The 20,190-nt window shown below is 70.5% G+C and carries 11 protein-coding genes; all 11 read left to right on the top strand.

The genetic code is table 11. From position 1 onward, the window contains the following. The first annotated feature begins 33 nt into the window (after positions 1–33). The 11 genes from NB3_RS18740 to NB3_RS18690 all read left to right on the top strand — a co-directional run bounded on the left by NB3_RS18740 (position 34) and on the right by NB3_RS18690 (position 20,059). Complete coding sequence (locus NB3_RS18740; RefSeq protein ID WP_067804810.1) at positions 34–1,302, top strand: cytochrome P450; 1,269 nt, start codon at positions 34–36, stop codon at positions 1,300–1,302. Positions 1,303–1,596: 294 nt separating this feature from the next. Then, positions 1,597–2,529 carry a LysR family transcriptional regulator gene (locus NB3_RS18735; protein WP_067804806.1) on the top strand — a complete coding sequence of 311 codons (933 nt, stop codon included), beginning with the start codon at positions 1,597–1,599 and terminating at the stop codon, positions 2,527–2,529. Positions 2,530–2,626: 97 nt separating this feature from the next. Further along, entirely contained in the window at positions 2,627–4,309 is a 1,683-nt protein-coding gene (locus NB3_RS18730; protein ID WP_244891964.1) for an AMP-dependent synthetase/ligase, read from the top strand. Positions 4,310–4,404: 95 nt separating this feature from the next. Continuing rightward, positions 4,405–5,664 (top strand): NAD(P)/FAD-dependent oxidoreductase, encoded by a 1,260-nt coding sequence (locus NB3_RS18725; protein WP_244891963.1) that lies wholly within the window; start codon positions 4,405–4,407, stop codon positions 5,662–5,664. Next, a complete protein-coding gene (locus NB3_RS18720) occupies positions 5,661–6,266 on the top strand; it encodes an SGNH/GDSL hydrolase family protein (RefSeq protein WP_067804803.1) in 606 nt (201 codons plus the stop codon). The genes NB3_RS18725 and NB3_RS18720 overlap by 4 nt, the downstream gene beginning before the upstream one ends. A gap of 28 nt (positions 6,267–6,294) precedes the next feature. Next, positions 6,295–12,858, top strand: a complete 6,564-nt coding sequence (locus tag NB3_RS18715) for a type I polyketide synthase (protein ID WP_218020594.1) — start codon at positions 6,295–6,297, stop codon at positions 12,856–12,858. After that, positions 12,855–14,930 carry a beta-hydroxydecanoyl-ACP dehydratase gene (locus tag NB3_RS18710; protein WP_084823470.1) on the top strand — a complete coding sequence of 692 codons (2,076 nt, stop codon included), beginning with the start codon at positions 12,855–12,857 and terminating at the stop codon, positions 14,928–14,930. The genes NB3_RS18715 and NB3_RS18710 overlap by 4 nt, the downstream gene beginning before the upstream one ends. Next, positions 14,930–16,498, top strand: coding sequence for a PfaD family polyunsaturated fatty acid/polyketide biosynthesis protein (locus NB3_RS18705; RefSeq protein WP_067804800.1), 1,569 nt, complete (start codon positions 14,930–14,932; stop codon positions 16,496–16,498). Before NB3_RS18710 ends, NB3_RS18705 begins: the two co-directional genes overlap by 1 nt. Then, a complete protein-coding gene (gene accD / locus NB3_RS18700; RefSeq protein WP_067804796.1) occupies positions 16,495–18,177 on the top strand; it encodes an acetyl-CoA carboxylase, carboxyltransferase subunit beta in 1,683 nt (560 codons plus the stop codon). Before NB3_RS18705 ends, accD begins: the two co-directional genes overlap by 4 nt. Next, entirely contained in the window at positions 18,177–18,686 is a 510-nt protein-coding gene (locus NB3_RS18695) for an acetyl-CoA carboxylase biotin carboxyl carrier protein (RefSeq protein ID WP_067804793.1), read from the top strand. The genes accD and NB3_RS18695 overlap by 1 nt, the downstream gene beginning before the upstream one ends. Further along, positions 18,683–20,059, top strand: a complete 1,377-nt coding sequence (locus NB3_RS18690; RefSeq protein ID WP_067804790.1) for an acetyl-CoA carboxylase biotin carboxylase subunit — start codon at positions 18,683–18,685, stop codon at positions 20,057–20,059. The genes NB3_RS18695 and NB3_RS18690 overlap by 4 nt, the downstream gene beginning before the upstream one ends. The last annotated feature ends 131 nt before the right edge of the window (positions 20,060–20,190 follow it).

The following is a 20,190-nucleotide window of genomic DNA, read 5'->3' as shown; positions in this document are numbered from 1 at the left end:
CGTCGGTGCTCCGCACAGGAGGAACCACTCGACATGGACTCGTCAACTGCCGGCGCGGCCGTCGCGGAACAGGATTCCGCCGTCCAGACCGCCCTGATCCAGCTCTTCGGCCCCGAGGGCAGGCCGGATCCCTATCGCCCCGCCCGGGTGTTGCGCGAGGCGGGCCGACTGCACCGGACGCCCATGGGCCACCACGTGCTCACCCGCTACGAGGACTGCGCTGCCGTCCTGTCGACCACCGCGTGGAGTCACGCGGAGGAGGCGGCGATGATGCATCCGACGGTGTCGCCGCAGGACGCGCCCGAGGAACTGCCCACCTCCTTCTTGTGGATGGAGCCGCCGGACCACACCCGCCTGCGAAATTTGGTGACCAAGGGCTTCACCCCGCGCATGGTGACCAGGCTGCGTCCGCGGATTCTGGAACTCACCGAGCAACTGGTCGACCGAGCCCTGGAGGCGGGCGAATTCGACCTGGTAGAGATGATCGCCTACCCATTGCCGCTGATCATCGCCTGCGAGCTGATCGGCGTGCCGCCGGAGGCCTACGACCAGGTCCACCAGTGGTCGCAGGATCTGGCGCGCGGCTTCGACCACGACTACACACTGCCCGAGGAGGCGCTGCGGGCGCGCAGCGCGGCCTCGCGCGGATTCATGTCCTACTTCCGGCAGTTGCTGAACGAACGCCGCCGCGACCCGCAGGACGATCTGCTCAGCGCGCTGTCGCAGGTGGAGGATCGCGGGGACGTGCTCACCGAGCAGGAGTTGCTGGCCACCTGCATCACCACCTTCGTGGCCGGGCACGAGACCACGGCCAATCTGATCGGCACCGGCACGTTGCAGTTGATGCGCGATCCCGAGGCGATCGATACGCTGCGCAAGAGACCGGAGCTGGTCGCGACGGCGCCCGACGAGCTGTTGCGCTTGGAGCCGTCGGTCCAGATCACCACGCGTGCCGCGACCCGTCCGATCACGCTGGCCGGTCACGACTTCGAGCCGGGCGAGGGGGTGGTGGTGCTGATCAATTCGGCCAACCGCGACGACGCGGCCTACGCCGACGCCGACCGCATCGACGTCGCCCGGTACGCCGATCCGATGAACCCGGCCAAGAAGCATCTCGGTTTCAGCCTGGGCATCCACTACTGCCTCGGCGCGCCGCTGGCGCTGCTGGAGATGGAAGTGCTGCTCGAGGTGCTGCTGCGCAGGGTTCGCGATATCGAGTTGCTGTCGGACACGCCGCCCTACAAACCGAATGTCGTGATCCGCGGTTTGGCGGCGCTGCCGACCCGCTTCACCGCCGCGTGATCCCGCCGTCCTCGGGTCGACTCGGCCGAGGACGGCGGTCGGTCGCCGACCGTCTCGATCTTCGCCTCGTCGACCTCGACGTGGGAGTTTGTCGGATCGCGTCGGTTCGGGTTGCCGTCCGGACGAGTTCGGAGGATCCTGGATGGTCACGGGTCTGGGTAGCACAGCCTGCCCGAGCCTCGGAGCCAGTTCATTCATCCGCCACGGTATCGGTGCCGTTCGTCCGATCCTGGTTCATCGTCGGTTACCTACTGGCGCTACCGTTTCCGGTACGCGGAAAAAGGAGCCGGCGGCATGGAGTTCCGACATCTGGTTTCGTTCATCACGATTGCCGAAGAGCTGCATTTCGGCCGCGCAGCGCAGCGCTTGCATCTCACGCAGCCCAGTCTCAGTGCCCAGCTGCAGAAGCTGGAGAAATCGCTCGGCGTGCAACTGGTCGCACGCAACTCGCACGAGGTCAAGCTGACCCCGGCCGGCCGGGAGTTCGAAAGCCAGGCCCGGCTCATCGTGGCGCAGATGGACCGCGCGGCCCAGGCCGCGAAGGCGACCGCCGAAGGGCGGGCGGGCACCCTCAATATCGGTTACAACCTTCCGGCCAGCAGACATGTGCTGCCGGAGGCGCTGACCAGAATGACCGAGCGACATCCCGACATCGTGGTGTCGCTGTGGGAGAAGCGCACCGGACCGCAGTTGGCCGCGCTCTCCGATGGATCTCTCGACCTGGCCCTTGTCTACGGCCATCCCAGCACGACCGATTTCCGGTACCGGCGGCTGCTGCACCGGGTGCCGCTGGTGGCCGTGGTCGGGCGCAGGCATCGGTGGGCCGACCGGCCCGGCGTACCCTTCGCCGAGCTCGAGGGCCAGGAATGTGTGCTGTTCGCCCGGGAGCAGTGTCCGGCGATGTACGACTCGATCTTCCGGGCGGCGGCGGATTCCCGCATCTCCCTGGCGGTGGCGCAGACCGCCGACGACCCGGGCGCGACGGCGCACATGGTGTCGGTGCGCCCGCTGGTGGGATTCGCCTCGCTGCCCCGGGCGATTTCGATGGGCATGGGCGGACCGGGGACGGCTTCGGTCGCGGTGAAACTGTTCGATCCGGTGCCGACGCTCGATTTGTACGCGGTGTGGCGTGCGGACGAGTCGAATCCGGCGGTCCGTTTCTTCTTGGATTGCATAGATGCTCGGGAACCGGCGCACATCGATATTGCCCGCGCGGTTTCTGCCTGACCACGTCGATAGGTGATGACATTCGCACGGTAGGAACCGCGATATCGGCGGAGCGGTAATTCCCTGCCGCCGACCAGAATTCGACATTGTGAACACAGTGTCTGTCATCGCAGTGTCGGTCGGCGAGAATGGTTACGATCTGCCGGACTCGGCGAGTTTGTACTCGGTGATTTCCGGCGCGGCCGCCGAGCATCCGGACCGGCTTTCGCTGTGCGACGCCGACGGAACTCGGCTAACCAGCGCCGAGGTGGACCGTACGGCGCGCGCCCTGGCCTCGGCGCTGGCCGAGCGCGGCGTCGCGGCGGGTGATCGGGTCGCGGTGCTCGGCCGCACGAGCCTGGCCTGGGTGCTGCTGGATTGCGCACTGCTGGCCCTCGGCGCGGTGGTGGTGCCGGTCTATCCCACCTCGTCGCCGAGCCAGATCGAGCACATCCTGCGCGACAGCGGCAGCACGCATTTCGCCGCCGAGAGCGCCGAGGACGCCGAGCGGCTGCGCGCGGCGGGCGCGGGCGAGGTCTGGGTCTTCGAGCAGATCGCCGACTGGGCCACCGGCGCGATCGATCCCGGACTGGCCGCGCGCATCGCCGCGGTGCGGCCCGACGACCTGGCGATGATCGTGTACACCAGCGGCACCACCGGCGTGTCGAAGGGCTGCCTGATCACCCATCGCAACATGTTCGTGTCCTCGTCGAACACGGTACGTCGCACCGGCACGATGTTCGACGGGACCACCGTGCTGGCTCTGCCGCTGTCGCACGTCTTCGGCCAGACCATCTTGTTCGCCTGCCTGTTCGGCGGCAGCCGCACCCACTTGCTGCCCGGCATTCCCGACCTGGTGCCGACCTTGCCTGCCGTGCGGCCGACCTTCCTCGCGATGATTCCCTACGGCCTGGAGAAGATCCGCAAGTACTGCCGCACCCTGCTCACCGAGGACGAGGAGCGGGAGGCGGTGCGGCGCGGTCTCGAAGTGATGCGGGCCGGGGCCACCCCGCAAGCGTCGGCGCATCCGGTGGCGGCCGCGCTCGGCGGCGAGCTGCGCTTTGTCATCTCCGGTGGCGCCTCGCTGGACGATTCGACCGTCGGGTTCTACGCGGCTTTCGGTGTTGTGGTGCTCAACTGCTACGGCCTCACCGAGGCCGCCACCGCCGTGACGGTGAGCGCTCCGGAGACCAACCGGATCGGCACCGTCGGCAGGCCGATTCCGGGGACCTCGGTGGCCATCGCCGCGGAGGACGGCGAGGTGCTGGTCGGCGGACCGCACGTGTCGCCGGGGTATTGGGGCGCGGCGGCGAGCCAGTCACCGGTGGACGCGGAGGGTTGGCTGCACACCGGTGACCTCGGGGAAATCGACGACGACGGATTCCTCCGGATCACCGGACGCAAGAAGGAGATCCTGGTGACCTCAGGCGGCAAGAACGTGGCGCCCACGCCCCTGGAGGATCGGATCCGGCTGCATCCGCTGGTGTCCAACTGCATGGTGCTCGGCGACGGCCGCGATTTCGTGGCCGCCCTCGTGACTTTGGATCAGGCGCAGGTGCGGCGCTGGCGCGCCGCCGAACCGGACGGCGATCTCACCGCCGCCGTGCAATCGGCGGTCGACGACGCGAATTCGCTCGTGTCCCGCGCGGAATCCATTCGGGCATTCCGGATCGTGGACGGAGATTTCACCGTCGAGAACGGATTGTCGACTTCGTCACGAAAACTGCGCCGCGCCGCGATCGCCGAAGCCTACGCGGCGGATATCGAACTGCTGTATTCCGCGCCGCGGCCCGCACGATAGCCGCGGCCGATCGGCCGATGAATCAGGCCCCGCCGCGGTGGTCGAGCGCCCGGCACGGCCACAGACTCGAATCGGAATTCGACTACCGGAAAGTGATGCCAAACATGTACGACGTCATCGTTGTCGGAACCCGGGTCGCGGGCGCCCCGCTGGCCATGCTGCTCGCCAGGAAGGGGTACCGGGTGCTGGCCGTCGACCGCGCGGGCTTCCCCAGCGACACCCCGTCGACCCACTACATCCACCAGGCCGGGCTCGGCTTCCTGAAGTCCTGGGGCCTGCTGGACGAGGTCGTCGCCACGGGCGTCCCGCCGATCCGGCATCTGAACTTCTCCTACACCGACATCGTCATCAAGGGTTTCGCCGATCCCGCCGCCGACGGCATCGACGCCGTCTACTGCCCGCGCCGCACGGTGCTGGACAAGATCCTGGTCGAGGCGGCGGGCAACTCCGGCGTCGAGGTGATCCAGGGCTTCACCGTCTCCGAACTGGTCTTCGACGGCGACCGCGTGGCCGGCATCCGCGGCGCGATCGGCGGCGGCGCCGAGCAGGAGTTCCGCGCCCAGCTGGTGGTCGGGGCGGACGGCTCGAACTCGATGGTGGCCAAGGCGGTCGGCGCGCAGGAGTACGAGGGCTCGCCCGCGGCGTGCTTCGTCTACTACTCCTACTACGAGGGCGTCGACTGGGGCATGCAGCACCGCACCGGATTCGGTGAGCAGCAGTTCGCGTCCTGGCCGACCAACGACGATCTGGCCCTGGTGGCGGTCATGCGCAAGCGGGACCGGTTCCGCGAATTCCGCGCCGACCCGGACGCGGGCGTGCAGGAGATCGTCGACCAGATCGACCCGGAGATCGGCGCTCGCCTGCGCGATACGGGCAAGCGGGTGGAGCAGTTCCGCCCGATGCTGTACCCGGACAACTACCGTCGCCGGTCCTTCGGTCCCGGCTGGGCGCTCGTCGGCGACGCCGCCTACCACAAGGATCCGTTCACCGGCTGGGGCATCACCGACGCGTTCAAGTACGCGCAGCTGCTCGCCGACCATGTGGACGAAGGTCTGTCCGGCGCGCGTCCGATGGACGACGCGCTGGCGGACTACCAGCGTGAGCGCGACGCGCAGAGCGCCAGCACCTACGAGCTGACGCTGAGCATCTCGGAGCTGTCGCTGACCCCGTACTACGACGCGGTGTTCCGTGCGACGTCGCTGGACGCCGATTACACCAAGCACTTCTTCGGGCTGATCGCGGGAATCTATCCGCCGGACAAGTACTTCGGCGAGCAGGAGCTGGCCGCGCTCTACGAAAAGGTGAACTTCCCCGCGGCGGCCAGGCACGTCAGCAAGGACGGAGTGACCGCATGAGCGCGCCCGTGCTGACCGCGCTCGGCGACAGTTTCGTCGAGGGCCGCGGCGACGCCGCGCCCGGTGGCGGCTACCGAGGCTGGGTGCCGCGCCTCGGCGGCCAGCTCGGGCTACGGCCCGCGGCGGTGCGCAATCTCGGCGAGCACGGCGCGACGACCACCGTCGTGCTGGAACGGCAACTGCGCGTAGCCCTGTCGGGCCGCTCCGGTCTGTTCGGTGTCGTGGTCGGGGTCAACGACCTGGTGAGCGATTTCGCCGAGGACCGCTTCGCCCGCAATCTCGCCGAGCTGTTCGGCGCCCTGCGTGCGGGCGGTGCGACGGTGTTCACGGCCAGCTACCCCGACATCCCGGCCCGGCTGCCCGTGCCGGACGGCTTCCGCGCGCTGCTGCGCGAGCGGTTCGCCTTCGCCAACGCGGTGCTCGCCGACGTCACCGCCGACACCGGCACGCTGCTGCTCGACATCGCCGCCGAGCCCGAATGGGAACGGCCGGAGATGTGGACCGCCGACGGTCTGCACCCCAGTTCGCTGGGCCACCACCGGTTCGCCGCGAGCGCGGCCGAACTCGTCGCGTCGCGCACCGCGACCACCGTGGCCGCCTGATCATCCATCCGGTTCGAGAGGAATCTCCGTGACAGACGACAGACGCCTGGCGCGCAACCCGATCGCCATCGTCGGGATGTCCGGGCTGCTGCCCAACGCCCACAACCATCGAGAGTACTGGCAGAACATCGTCGACGGCGTGGACTGCACCACCGAGGTACCCGGGTCGCGCTGGAGCCTGGACGACTACTTCGATCCCGACCCGGCCACGCCGGACAAGACCTACTCGCGCCGGGGCGCGTTCCTGCCCGACATCGAGTTCGATCCCCTGGAATTCGGGCTTCCGCCCAACCAGCTCGAAGTCACCAGCACCATGCAGACACTCAGCCTGGGCGTCGCGCGCGACCTGCTGCGCGACGCCGGTGCGGTGGACTCGACCTGGTACGACCCGAGCCGCACGGGGGTCGTCCTCGGCACCACCGGCCCGGTGCCGCTCATGCACCCGCTGGCCGCGCGGCTGTCCACGCCGGTGCTGAAGGAGGCGGCGCGCTCGGTCGGTCTGTCCGACGCCGACGCGGACGCCATCGCGGACCGTTTCGTCGCGGCTTTCGCTCCGTGGGAGGCGAATTCGTTCCCCGGCCTGCTGGCCAACATCACCGCGGGCCGGGTGGCCAACCGGCTCGGCCTCGGCGGCATCAACTGCACCGTCGACGCGGCGTGCGCGGCCTCGCTGGCCGCCTTGCGCACCGCTATCGCCGAACTGCAAGACGGCCGCGCGGACATGATGATCACCGGGGGCGTGGACACCGAGAACACCATCTTCATCTACCTGTGCTTCAGCAAGGTCGGCGCGCTGTCGGCCAGCGGGCAGATCAGTCCCTTCTCCGCCGACGCCAACGGCACGCTGCTCGGCGAGGGCATCACCATGCTCGCGCTGCGCAGACTGGCGGACGCGCGGCGCGACGGCAACCGGATCTACGCCGTCATCCGCGGTCTGGGCTCCTCCAGCGACGGCCGCGCCAAGAGCATCTACGCCCCGCGCGCGGGCGGCCAGCGCGTCGCGCTGGACCGGGCCTACGCCGACGCCGAGATCTCGCCCGCCGACGTCGCCCTCATCGAAGCGCACGCCACCGGTACGCCCGTCGGCGACAAGACCGAGCTCACCGCGCTGAAGCAACTGCTGACCGACGCGACGCCGGAGCGGGCCTTCGCCGCCCTCGGCAGCGTGAAGTCGCAGATCGGGCACACCAAGGGCGCCGCGGGTACCGCGAGCGTGATGAAACTGGCGCTGGCGCTGCACCAGAAGGTGCTGCCCGGCACCATCAACGTCTCCGCGCCCAACGCCGAGATCGCCGCCCCCGACGCGCCGTACTACGTGAACACCCGCACACGTCCGTGGATCCGCGACCCGCAGCGCCCGGTGCGCCGGGCGGCGGCTTCGGCATTCGGTTTCGGCGGCACCAACTTCCACGTCGTGCTGGAGGAGGCGGACGCCGATCGCGCCGCGCACCCGGTGCTGCACCGCACCGCCGGGGCGCACATCTGGCACGCGCCCGACGTGTCCGGGCTGATCGATGCGGTGCGCAGCGTCGCGCCATCCGACGGGGGCGATATCCCGGAGGATCACGCGCGCATCGGTTTCGTCTCGGTGGACGAGGAGAACGCCGCGCACCTGCGTTCGCTCGCGGTGGACGAACTGGTCCGCAACCCCGACGCCACGGACTGGGAGCACCCCGAGGGCGTGTACTTCCGCGCCGCCGCCCTGCCCGATCGCAAGGCGGGCGCGCTGTTCGCCGGACAGGGCAGCCAGTACGTCGACATGGGACTGGACGCGGCGGTGAACAATCCGGCCGTCGGCGCGGCGTTCGACGCGGCCAACGAGGCGTTCGCCGGCGCGCCGGTGCGGTTGTCCTCGGTGGTCTTCCCGCCTCCCGCGTTCGATGACGACGTGGCGGCCGAGCAGGAGAACACCTTGCGCCGAACGGAATTCGCCCAGCCTGCGATCGGCGCGCTGTCCGCGGGGCAATTCACCGCGCTGTCGGACTACGGTTTCCGCGCCGACGGGTACCTCGGGCACAGCTTCGGCGAGTTGACCGCGCTGTGGGCCTCCGGTGCGCTCACCACCGCCGATTTCCACGCGCTGGCTCGGGCGCGCGGCGTGGCCATGACGCCCGAGCCGGGCGTCGAGGCGGGCACCATGGTGGCGCTCGGCGCGTCCCGGCAGACCGCCGAGGAACTGCTCGACGGAGTCGAGGACGTCTGGATCTGCAATCACAACGCGCCCGACCAGGTCGTGGTCGGCGGTGGCGCCGAGGGGATCGCGGCCGTCGTCGCCCGCTGCGGCGAGCGTGGCGTGGCGACGCGCGCTTTGCCGGTGTCCGGTGCGTTCCACACGCCCTATGTCGCCCACGCCACCGCCGCGTTCGCCACCGCCGTCGCCGACGCGCACATCGGCGCGCCGGACGCGCCGGTCTTCGCCAACACACCCGGCGTCCGCTACGGCGACGACGTGGCGGCCAACCGGGCCGTGCTGACCGAACAGCTCGGCAAGCCGGTCGAATTCGTGGCCGCGCTCACCGCGATGCGCGACGCGGGCTGCACCGTGTTCGTGGAGTTCGGGCCGAAACAGGTGCTGACCTCGCTGGTGCGGCGCACCCTCGGCGACGACGTGGTCGTCATCGCCACCGACTCCGGCCCGATCGGCAACAGCGACCTCGCGCTGACCCGCGCGGCGGTGCGCCTGGCCGTGCTCGGATTCGGCCTGCACGGCATCAACCGCCACACCGTGCCCGCACCGGAGGCCGCGGTCTCCGGCCGCGCCATGACGGTGACGATGTCGGCGCCGGAATACGTGCCCGACACCCGGCGCAAGTCCTACGCCGCCGCGCTCGCGGCCGAATACCGGCTCAGCGTGCTCGCGGCGGCCCCCGCTCCGGTCGACAGCGTGGTCGATCACCAGCCCGCCGAGCAGCGGGCCGTGCCCACCGCTTCCACCGCAGCAACGGAGACACCCGTGCACCCCACACCGCAACCCGGCGACACCGGTTCGGACGCGCTCGAGAGCGCGCTCGTCCAGCACCTGCAAACGCATCGCCAGTTCCTGGACGGCCAGCTGGACATGGCCCGCGGCCTGGCGGGCGCGCTCGGCGACGGCAGGCTCGACGCCGCCACCGTCCGCGCCATCGAGGCGGTCAAGGAACACGGTGTCGCGATCAGCCACAGCCACGCGCGAGCCAGCGAGGTGCTCGCCCAGCTGGTCGAGCTGGAGAGCGGCTTCGCTCCGGTGTCGCGGCCCTCGACGCAGGTCACGCGGTCCGCACCCGCGACGCGCGCGGCGATCGAACCCGCGCCGGTACGACGGCCGCTGGCCACCGCCATGGTCGTGGACGAGCACCGCGCCGCCCGCGCACCGGAACCTGTTGCGGCACAGGCTAGGGCGACGAACGGCCACGCCGCGCCCGCGGCTCCGGCGGCCGAGAGCCAGGTGACCGCCGCGGCGTTACGCGGCGCGCTGCGTGAGGTGGTCGCGGAGAAGACCGGTTATCCGGTCGAGATGGTGGATCCGTCGATGGATCTGGAAGCCGACCTCGGGGTGGACTCGATCAAGCGGGTGCAAGTGATCGGCGCGTTGCAGGAACGATTCCCGCAGCTGCCGAACCTCGGGCCGGAGCAGTTGGGCACCGTGCGGACATTGGATCAGATCGCCGAGTTGCTCGGCGGTACCGGCGCGCAGGTCCCGGCCGCGACGTCGAACGGCACCGTGCACGGGGGCACCGATACTCAGGTGTCCGGTGAGGCGTTGCGGCGTGCGCTGCGTGAGGTGGTCGCGGAGAAGACCGGTTATCCGGTCGAGATGGTGGATCCGTCGATGGATCTGGAAGCCGACCTGGGCGTGGATTCGATCAAGCGGGTGCAGGTGATCGGGGCTCTCCAAGAACGCTTTCCGCAGTTGCCGAGTCTGGGTCCGGAGCAGTTGGGCACCCTTCGCACGCTGGATCAGATCGCCGATCTGCTCGGCGCGCAGGACGCCGGATCGTCCCCGGCGGCGAACGGCGCCGACGCTCAGGTGTCGGATGAGGCGTTGCGGCGTGCGCTGCGTGAGGTGGTCGCGGAGAAGACGGGTTACCCGGTCGAGATAATCGATCCGTCGATGGATCTGGAAGCCGACCTCGGGGTGGACTCCATCAAGCGGGTGCAGGTGATCGGCGCCTTGCAAGAACGCTTTCCGAATCTACCGAGCCTGGGCCCGGAACAGTTGGGCACGCTTCGCACGCTGGATCAGATCGTGGTGGAACTCGCCGGTGCGGCGGGAGGTGATGTCCACCCAAAAGCTGAGGCCGCGGCGAGAACGTCGCGGCATGCCGTCGAACTGGTCGCGCTGCCCGCGCCGGATCGGGCGGTAGCGCCCTACCGGGACGGGGCACGGGCGGTGCTCGTGGATCTGAACGGCGAATCGGACTCCGGCTCGGAGGCTATCGCGGCGGCGCTGACCACTCTGGGTTGGACTGTAGGACAAACGGATTCGATGGACGGACTCGGTGATGAGCCGCTCGACCTCTGCCTGGTCCTACTCGGCGGCACCGCCGACTGGGCGTCGGCGCAACGCCGCCTGACCGAGGGCATCCTGCTGGCAGGCCGCGCCGTGCCACTGCTGCGCGGCGGATCCGGCCGAGCGGCCTTCGTGACGGTGACGCGACTGGACGGCGCGCTCGGCTTCCTCGGCAGCGCGCGGCCCGAGCACGCGCTGCTCGGCGGCATCGGCGGTGTGGTGAAGACCCTGGCCGCCGAACAACCGGAGCTGTTCTGCCGGGCGCTCGATATCGATCCGGCCTGCTCCGCGCGGCAGTTGGCGGAGCTGGTGACCGCCGAGCTGTTCGATCCGGCCCGCGACACCCTCGAGGTCGGCATCGACGCCGCGCGGCAGCGAAGGACTCCGGTGCCGAGCGGGCACGCGCCCGCGCGCACCGTCCTCCCGGTGCGCACGGGCACGGAGCAGGATCCCACCGTGCTCACCGCACAGGACGTCCTGCTGGTCACCGGCGGCGCGCGTGGCGTCACCGCGACCTGTGTGCTGGCGCTGGCCGCTCGCAGCGAGGCGCGTTTCGTGCTGCTCGGGCGCTCCGAGCCGGCCGCGGAACCCGATTGGGCGGCAGGGGTTCCCGACGCCGATCTCAAAGCGGCGGCGGTAGGCGCGCTGGCCGGTTCCGGCGCCAAGCCGCGCGATATCGAGCGTGCGGTATCCGGAGTCCGCGCCACCCGCGAGATCAGGGAGACGCTGACCGCTCTCGGCTCCCGCGCCGAGTACCTCGCGGTCGACGCCACCGACGAGCAGGCGGTAGCCGCCGCGCTCGCGCCGTGGCGGGACGCGATCACCGGCGTCGTGCACGGAGCGGGAGTGCTCGCCGACTCCATGATCACGGACAAGAGCGCCGAATCGGTCGCGCGGGCGCTCGACCCCAAGATCGCCGGACTGGCCTCGGTGCTGAGCGCGGTCGGCGAACTGCGCCACGTGGTGCTGTTCACCTCTGTGGCCGGGCTGTTCGGCAATGCCGGACAGGCCGACTACGCGGCGGCGAACGAGGCGCTCTCCCGATTCGCGGTGAGCTGGCGGGCGCATCGGCCGAATTGCCACGTCACCGCGATCGACTGGGGCGCGTGGGACGGCGGCATGGTGACCTCCGCCTTGCGGGAACACTTCCGGACCCGCGGAGTCGAATTGCTCGACCCGCAGGTGGGTGCGGCGGCGTTCACCGAGCAGTTCACCGCGGCGCGCTCGGCGGACACGGTCGTGCTCATCGGACCGGCGAAGTCACTGTCGGACCCGGCGACCGTGGCCGCGACGGTGCGGGCCCGCCGGACGATCACCGGGATCACCGCGGACCCGATCATCGCGGCGCACCGCATCGGCGAGCACATCGTGCTGCCCGCCACCTTCGGGCTCGGCGCGATGATCAACTTCGCCGAACGCGCCCTGCCCGGCCGCATGGTGGTCGCCGTCGAGGACTTCCAAGTCCTCAAGGGGATCGTCTTCGATCGGCCGCTGGAGGAATTGGAACTGGAGATCGCGCCGGAAGCGGGCGCCGCCACGGTGCGCGCGACGGTGCGCGGCGAGAACGCCGTCCACTTCCGCGCGACCCTCGTGCTCGCCGAAGCGGCGGATCGGCCACCGCACCAGCAGGTGCCGCACGGTCCGGTCGGCGAGGCGACCATCTACCGCGACGCCGTCCAGTTCCACGCGCCCGCGTTGCAGGGATTGCGCCGGGTCCGGGCTGCCTCGGACGACGCGATCGTCTTCGACTGCGAACTGCCCGCCGCCACCTTGGCCGACGGTGCCTACGCCGGGCGGCTGCACGACCCGGTCCTGGCCGACCTGATCCTGCAGGGACCACCGGTGCTGGGTCACCGGCTGCTCGGCAGCGCCTGTCTGCCGCTCGGCGCGGGGCGGATCGACTACTTCCTGCCCCTGCCCGCGGGCGAGCCGTTCCTGCTCACCGTGGACAACCCGCGCGCCGGTCGTATGGACGCTCGGATCGATGCCACCGCCACTACGGCGGACGGCACTGTACTGCAACGTTTCTCGGACGTCACGGTGGTGACGACACCCGATCTGACGGAGAAGTTCCAGACCTCGGTGAGGCGGTGGATGGCATGACAACCCTGGAGTTCGACGGCATTCCGTTCGATTCGGTGACGGCGTCCGCGCAGAGGCCGGAGAGCGCAGACGGAGCGTCGTCGCATCGACCGAACCGCGACGACACGGGCATGCAGGTGAGTCCGCACGCCGGGCACCCGGAGCAGCCTCCGACCGGCCCCTCGACAGCGGATCCCGCGGTCACCGGGACATCTCTCGAAGCGCCGACGGCTGATGTCGACGGAGTCGCCGCGCGCGCGGCCGGTCCGCTCGCCGAAATCCGCTCCGGCGTCGTCGCCGCGCACCGGGCGGCGTTGGGCGCGCAGCTGGCGATGCAGCGTGCGGTGTGGCAGCGAACGCTGCGCCGTTCGGGTGTCACGGCCGAGGCTGCGGGTCACGAAGGCATCCATGCCGAGGCGGCAAGTCCGGTGTCCGGTGTCCGGGGCGAATTCACCGCCGCCGAGTCGGCCTTCAAACCGCTGGCCCGCACCGGCCGCACCCGCCTGGACCGCGCGGATCTGCTGCGGCTCGCCGAGGGTGACCTCTGCGACGTGTTCGGACCCGCGTACCGGCGCTCCGGCAGCGTGGTCGCGGCCCTGCTGGCCGGGTCGACCCGGCTCGCGCTCACCGAGGTGACTCGCATCGAGTTGTACGGAGGCCATGGCGACGGCAGCGTCGAAGCGCGGTTCGACGGTGACCCACGTGCGGCGGCGATTCAGGCCGCGGAAGTGTTCGCGCTGTATCTCGGTATGCCGCTGGTGCTGTCGGGCAGCTCCCTGGTCGCCGAATGCGCGGGCACGGTTGCGGATGTCGCGTCCGGCGCCATCACCCTCACCGTGACGGCGCTCGACCTGGTGCCCCGGCCGCACGTCACCGGCACGGTGGCCGTGGCGGGTGCGGAAGGGGCGCTCGACGTCACGGTCACCGTGGTGGAGCGCCCGGGCAGCGGGGTCGGCCCCGGCCAGGTCTCGGAGAGCCTGCTGCTCAACGAGTTCCACATGGCGCACCTCGCCCGTGGTGATCAAGGGATCGCCATGGGGCCGGAGTTCGCGGAGTACACCGGCGTGCGGGCGACCCGGTTGCCGACCGGCGGTCTGCTGCTGGTCGACCGGGTGCTCGACTTCGACGGCAGGCGCGGGAACCTGGACGGCGCGTCCTACACCACCGAATACGACTCACCCGCCGACTCCTGGTACTACGGCGACACCGCCAACGACTCCATGCCGCACTTCGTCTACATGGAGACCTCGTTGCAGGCGGCGCTGCTGATGGGCTACTACGCGGGCCCCACGCTCACCCAGCCCTGCACCACCCTGAGCCTGCGCAACCTGGGCGGCACCGCCACCGTGCTGCGGCAGATCGACCTACGGGACAAGACGATCCGCCAGTCCTCCCGGCTGCTGTCCACCACCATCCTGCCCGGCTCGTCGCTGCAGACCTTCGACTACACGCTCAGCATGGACGGCGAACCGTTCTACACCGGCGAGACCATGTTCGGCTACTTCAGCGACGAGGCCTTGGCCAACCAGACCGGACTCGACGCGGGCCGCCCCGCGCCCACCTGGCTCGCGGAGAACCCGGGTGCGCGGGTGCGCGCCATCGACGTCGCCGCCCGCCGCGCCGACCCGGCCGCCCGCCTCTGCGCGCGGCGCACCCTGGCGCTGATCGATCGGGTCGAGGTGGTCGACGGCGGCGGCAGGTACAACGCCGGATATCTGCACTCGCTGCGCGAGATAGACCCCTCCGACTGGTACTTCGCCCGGCACTTCCACCTCGACCCGGTGATCCCGGGTTCGCTGGGTGTGGAATCGGTGATCCACGCGATCCAGGAGTGGATGCTCGACGCCGGATTCGCCGACACGATCGGCGATCCGGTCTTCCGCATCCCCGCCGACCGGACGTTCAGCTGGCGCTACCGCGGGCAGTTCCTGCCCACCGACGGCACCGTCGAACTCGAAGCGCACATCAAGGAGATCCAGCGCGGCCCGCACGGCGTCACCGTCGTCGCCGACGGTTCGCTGTGGAAGCCGGGGCTGCGCATCTACGAGCTGACCGACCTCGCGGTCGAACTCGTCGAGCGGGAGGAACGCTGATGACCACGTCTCCGGCCGGTGTCCTCGCGGACACCGCCGACGGAATCACCGCCGTCCTGTCCGACCTGACGCGTCCGTGCTGGATCGTGCGCCACGGCGGACAGGTGGGCGCGACCTCCGACGAGCGCACCGCCGCGCACGCCGAGGTTCTCGCTGCGGTGGCCCCGCTGCCGCCCGAGCAACTGGGCGATCGGCGGTTCGCCGCCGCTCACGGTGTGCGGGCGGCCTACGCGGCGGGTGCGATGGCGAACGGAATCGCCTCGCCCGCCTTGGTTTCGGCGATGGCGCGGGCGGGATATCTCGCCTCCTACGGTGCGGCGGGCGTGCCGCCGGCCGCGGTGGACGCGGCACTGGCCGAGCTGAGACGCACGCTGGTCGGGAAACCGTTCGCGTGCAACCTGATCCACAGTCCCTCCGAACCCGCGCTGGAGCGCGCCATCGTCGACGCCTGCCTGCGGCACCAGGTTCGCTGCGTGGAGGCGTCGGCGTTCATGGACCTCACCGGCGAGGTCGTGCGCTACCGGGCGGCGGGGCTGGCCCTCGACCGGCACGGACGCGTGCAGGTGCGCCACCGCGTGATCGCGAAGGTCTCCCGCGTGGAGGTCGCCGAGCCGTTCCTGCGTCCGGCCCCGGCGCAGCTGCTGCGCGCCCTGGTCGAAGCCGGCGACCTGACGCCGGAGCAGGCCCGGCTCGCCGAACAGGTGCCGATGGCCGACGACATCACGGCCGAAGCCGACTCCGGCGGTCACACCGACCGCAGACCGCTGCTGGTGCTGCTGCCCGAGCTCATCGCGGCACGGGATCGACTGGCCCGCACGGTGCCCGCCGCCGCGGCCGTCCGCGTCGGCGCGGCGGGCGGCATCGGCACCCCCGCTGCCGCGGCCGCCGCCTTCGCGCTGGGCGCCGCCTACGTGGTGACCGGTTCGGTGAATCAGGCCACCGTGGAAGCAGCCCAGTGCGACGCCACCAAACAGCTGCTCACCCAGGCGGATTTCGCCGACTGCGCCATGGCGCCGTCCTCGGACATGTTCGAGCTCGGCGTTCAGGTGCAGGTGCTGCGCAGGGGCACCATGTTCGCCACCCGCGCCCAGCGCCTCTACGACACCTACCGCGCCTACGACGGCATCGACGCGATCCCGGCCGAGCTGCGCCGCGATCTCGAGACCACGCTGTTCCAGCGGCCCCTGGACGCCGTATGGGCGGACTGCGTCACCTACTTCACCGAACGCGATCCAGTCCAGCTGGCCGGCGCGGACGCGGACCCGAAACGCAAGATGGCCCTGGTGTTCCGGTGGTATCTGGGGCTGTCTTCGGGGTGGAGCATTCGCGGCGAGGCCGGCCGCGTCGCCGATTACCAGATCTGGTGCGGGCCCGCGATGGGCGGGTTCAACAACTGGGCCGCCGGAAGTTATCTGGCGGCATTGCGCAACCGGCACGTCGCCGACATCGCCGACCAGATGATGCTGGGCGCGGCCTACCTCACCCGGGTCGCCCAGCTGCGCACCGCGGGCGTGCGGCTACCCGCCGACTGCGCCCGCTTCGTACCCCGACCGAGGGAGGAACGATGACCACGCTGGAAACCGGTCCGGACACCCGGACCTCCTGGATGGTGTGCCCGTCGTGCGCCGCCATGCTCTACGCCAAACGCTACGAGCGCGCGGGCCGGGTCTGCCCGGATTGCGACGGGCACGGCATGCTGACCGCGGACCAGCGCATCGAGGCGCTCCTCGACCCCGGATCGGCGCTGGACCTCGAGCCGTCCGACACCGCGATCGATCCACTCGGCTTCACCGATTCCCGGCCCTACCCCGAGCGGCACGCCGAGGCGAGCCGGCGCACCGGGCTGCCCGACGCCATCCGGTGCGTGCGCGGCACGATCGGTGGCGCGCCGGTGGTGCTGGCGGTCATGGACTTCCGCTTCCTCGGCGGCAGTCTCGGCAGCGCGGTCGGCGAAGCGGTCACCGGCGCGGCCGAGACCGCGCTCGCGGCGCGGGTGCCGCTGGTGCTGGTCACCGCGTCCGGCGGCGCCCGCATGCAGGAGGGCATCCTCGCGCTGATGCAGATGGCCAAGACCAGCCAGGCGTTGCGCGAACTCGACGACGCGGGCGTACTGACCATCTCGGTGATCACCGATCCCACCTACGGGGGCGTGGCGGCCTCCTACGCCACGTCCACCGACATCATCATCGCCGAACCCGGCGCGCGCCTCGGCTTCGCCGGGCCGCGGGTGATCCAGCAGACCATCGGCGAGACGCTGCCCGCAGGCTTCCAGACCGCGGAATTCCTGCTCGAACACGGTGTGGTGGACATGATCTGCCACCGCTCGGCCCTGCGCGACCGGCTGGCCCGCCTGCTCACGCTCGCCGCCGACAGCTCGCGCCCCATCGAGCCACCCGTCGACGCGGATCCGGTCCGCAGCGCCCCGGACCGGCTCGCTCCGCGCGACGCCTGGCAGAGCGTGCGGGCCGCGCGCGAACTCGCCAGACCGACCACGCTGGACTACCTGGCCGCGTCGTTCGACGAATTCGTCGAACTGCACGGCGACCGTCTGTCGGCCGACTGCCCGGCCATGATCACCGCGCTGGCCCGCCTCGACGGCGCTCCGGTCGTAGTGATCGGCACCCAAAAAGGCCACACCGCAACCGAATTGGCGCAGCGCAATTACGGGATGCCGACACCCGCCGGATATCGGAAATCGGCCCGCGCGCTGCGACTGGCCGCCAAACTGGGCATTCCGGTGATCACCCTGGTCGACACCGCGGGCGCCTACCCCGGCGTGACCGCCGAGGAACAAGGGCAGGCCGTCGCCATCGCGGAATCGCTGAAACTGCTGGCCGGACTGCCGGTTCCGGTGGTCACGGTGGTCACCGGCGAGGGTGGCAGCGGGGGAGCGCTGGCATTGGCGGTGGCCGATCGCGTGATCGTCTGCGAGAACGCCGTCTACTCGGTGATCAGCCCGGAAGGGTGCGCCTCGATCCTGTGGAAGGACGCCGCCGCCGCACCCCGCGCCGCCGCCGCGCTGCGGGTGGACTCGACGTCCTTGGTCGAGCTCGGTGTCGCGGACGGCGTGCTGCCCGAGCCGCAGGGCGGCGCGCACCGAGATCCCGCCGCCGCGGCCGCCGCCCTGCGCCGGGCGCTGCGCCACGTCGTCGCCGACTTGGCGCGCTTGCAGCCCGCGCAACTGCTCGACCGGCGCCACCACCGTTTCCGTGTCTTCGGACTGTCCACGAACGATCAGGAGAAGTGATGACCGAGTCCGTGACCACCGAGCAGGCGGCCCGCGCGCTGAATCCGGTCGACGCCGACCAGGCGCTGGCCGTGCTGTCCCGGCACGCGCTGTCGGTGCGGGCCGAGACCGCGCCGACCTCGGTGACCGTCGCCAACGGCCCGCTGGTGCTGCGGATCAGCTGGGACGGGCACAACGGGACCAGCGGACCGATCGCCGTCGCGCCGACGGCGGACACCCCGGTCCCCGCTGAGCCCGCTACAAACGAAACCCATTCGAAAGAGACCACTTTCACACTCACCGCAGAGACCGTCGGCGTGTTCTATCGCGCCCCGGAACCCGGTGCGGCGCCGTTCGTCGCCGAGGGCGACCCGGTGCGAGCCGGTCAGCAGGTGGGCATCGTAGAGGCGATGAAGCTGATGATCCCGGTGACCGCGACCAGGGAGGGCAGGGTGGCGGAATTCCTCGTGGAGAACGGGGAAGCGGTCGAGCACGGGGCGCCGCTGCTGGTGCTCGAGGTGGTCCGATGACGGTGCGGCCGATCCGCAAGGTGCTCGTCGCCAACCGCGGCGAGATCGCCGTGCGGGTCATCCGCACCTGCGCCGAGCTCGGGATCGCCACCGTCGCGGTGTATTCCGCGGCCGACGCCGACTCGGCCGCCGTCCGGTTGGCCGACCAGGTGTTCCGGATCGGACCCGGGCCCGCCAAGCGCAGCTACTCCTACATTCCCGCGATCATCGAAGCAGCAAGGGCCACTGGAGCCGACGCCATCCACCCCGGATACGGATTCCTGTCCGAGGACCCGGATTTCGCCGAGGTGTGCGAGGCAGAGGGACTCGTGTTCGTCGGCACGCCGGCCGCGATCATGGCCGATCTCGGCGACAAGTCGACGGCGCGGTCGCTGATGGCCGCGGCGGGGCTGCCGCTGCTGCCGGGCAGCCGAGACCCGCTCGACACGGTGGACGAGGCGCACGCGCTCGCCGACGACATCGGCTACCCGGTGATCATCAAAGCGGTGGCGGGCGGCGGCGGCCGCGGGATGCGGGTCGTGCGCGACTCCGCGGACTTCGCCGCGGCCTGGCAGGAGACCCGCGCCGGCGCCACCGCTGTGTTCGGCGACGGCCGCTTGTACGTGGAGCGCTACCTCGACTCCGCGCGGCACATCGAAGTCCAGATCCTCGCCGATCAGCACGGCACGGTGCGGCATCTCGGCGCCAGGGACTGCTCGTTGCAGCGGCGGCACCAGAAGCTCGTCGAGGAGTCGCCCGCACCGGGGCTTTCCGAGGAACTCGTCGATCGGATCGGGGCGGCGGCCGTCCGCGGCGCCGAAGCCGTCGGCTACGTCGGCGCGGGAACCTTCGAATTCCTGCTGGACCGCCAGGGCGACTTCTATTTCATGGAGGTCAACTGCCGTCTGCAGGTCGAGCACCCGGTCACCGAGATGGTCACCGGCATCGACCTCGTCGCCGAGCAACTGCGCATCGCCTCCGGTCATGCTCTGGCGTTGCCCGCCGACGTCGCCACACCGCGCGGTGTGTCCATCGAATGCCGGATCAACGCCGAGGATCCGCAGCGTGAATTCGCTCCGACTCCCGGCACGCTCACCGAATGCTCGTTTCCCGGCGGACCTTTCGTCCGGATCGACACGCACGTCGCACCCGGCTACGCCATTCCGCCGCACTATGATTCGCTGCTGGCCAAGATCATCGTCTGGGCGCCCGACCGAGCGTCGGCCATCGCACGGATGCGACGGGCACTGGCCGAGACCAGGATCCGCGGCAGAGGCGTGGCTACCACGGCCGAATTCCTGCACGACATCCTCGATCACCCCCGATTCCGCGCCGCGGATCACGACACCGCCCTCATCGGGACCCTCACCACGGTGTCGCGCGTCGCCTCATGAAGCCGCCGGCGTCGGACGCGGTGACGGCCCGCGTCCGACGGCGGCGCCTCTGCCGGCCTCCGTTGCGTGAGAAACGAACACGGCCGCTCGTTCGATGAGACCATTGTGCTGCTCGGTGGGCGCAGGAGGAG

The sequence above is a fragment of the Nocardia beijingensis NBRC 16342 genome (assembly GCF_001612785.1).
Taxonomy (GTDB): Bacteria; Actinomycetota; Actinomycetes; order Mycobacteriales; family Mycobacteriaceae; genus Nocardia; species Nocardia beijingensis.
Note: the sequence above shows the minus strand (reverse complement) of the source record. Positions and strands in the feature narration are given on the sequence as shown.

Coding starts and splice junctions, on each gene's coding strand:
- NB3_RS18740 (WP_067804810.1), top strand. CDS start 34: ATGGACTCGTCAACTGCCGGCGCGGCCGTCGCGGAACAGGATTCCGCC.
- NB3_RS18735 (WP_067804806.1), top strand. CDS start 1,597: ATGGAGTTCCGACATCTGGTTTCGTTCATCACGATTGCCGAAGAGCTG.
- NB3_RS18725 (WP_244891963.1), top strand. CDS start 4,405: ATGCCAAACATGTACGACGTCATCGTTGTCGGAACCCGGGTCGCGGGC.
- NB3_RS18720 (WP_067804803.1), top strand. CDS start 5,661: ATGAGCGCGCCCGTGCTGACCGCGCTCGGCGACAGTTTCGTCGAGGGC.
- NB3_RS18710 (WP_084823470.1), top strand. CDS start 12,855: ATGACAACCCTGGAGTTCGACGGCATTCCGTTCGATTCGGTGACGGCG.
- NB3_RS18705 (WP_067804800.1), top strand. CDS start 14,930: ATGACCACGTCTCCGGCCGGTGTCCTCGCGGACACCGCCGACGGAATC.
- accD (WP_067804796.1), top strand. CDS start 16,495: ATGACCACGCTGGAAACCGGTCCGGACACCCGGACCTCCTGGATGGTG.
- NB3_RS18695 (WP_067804793.1), top strand. CDS start 18,177: ATGACCGAGTCCGTGACCACCGAGCAGGCGGCCCGCGCGCTGAATCCG.
- NB3_RS18690 (WP_067804790.1), top strand. CDS start 18,683: ATGACGGTGCGGCCGATCCGCAAGGTGCTCGTCGCCAACCGCGGCGAG.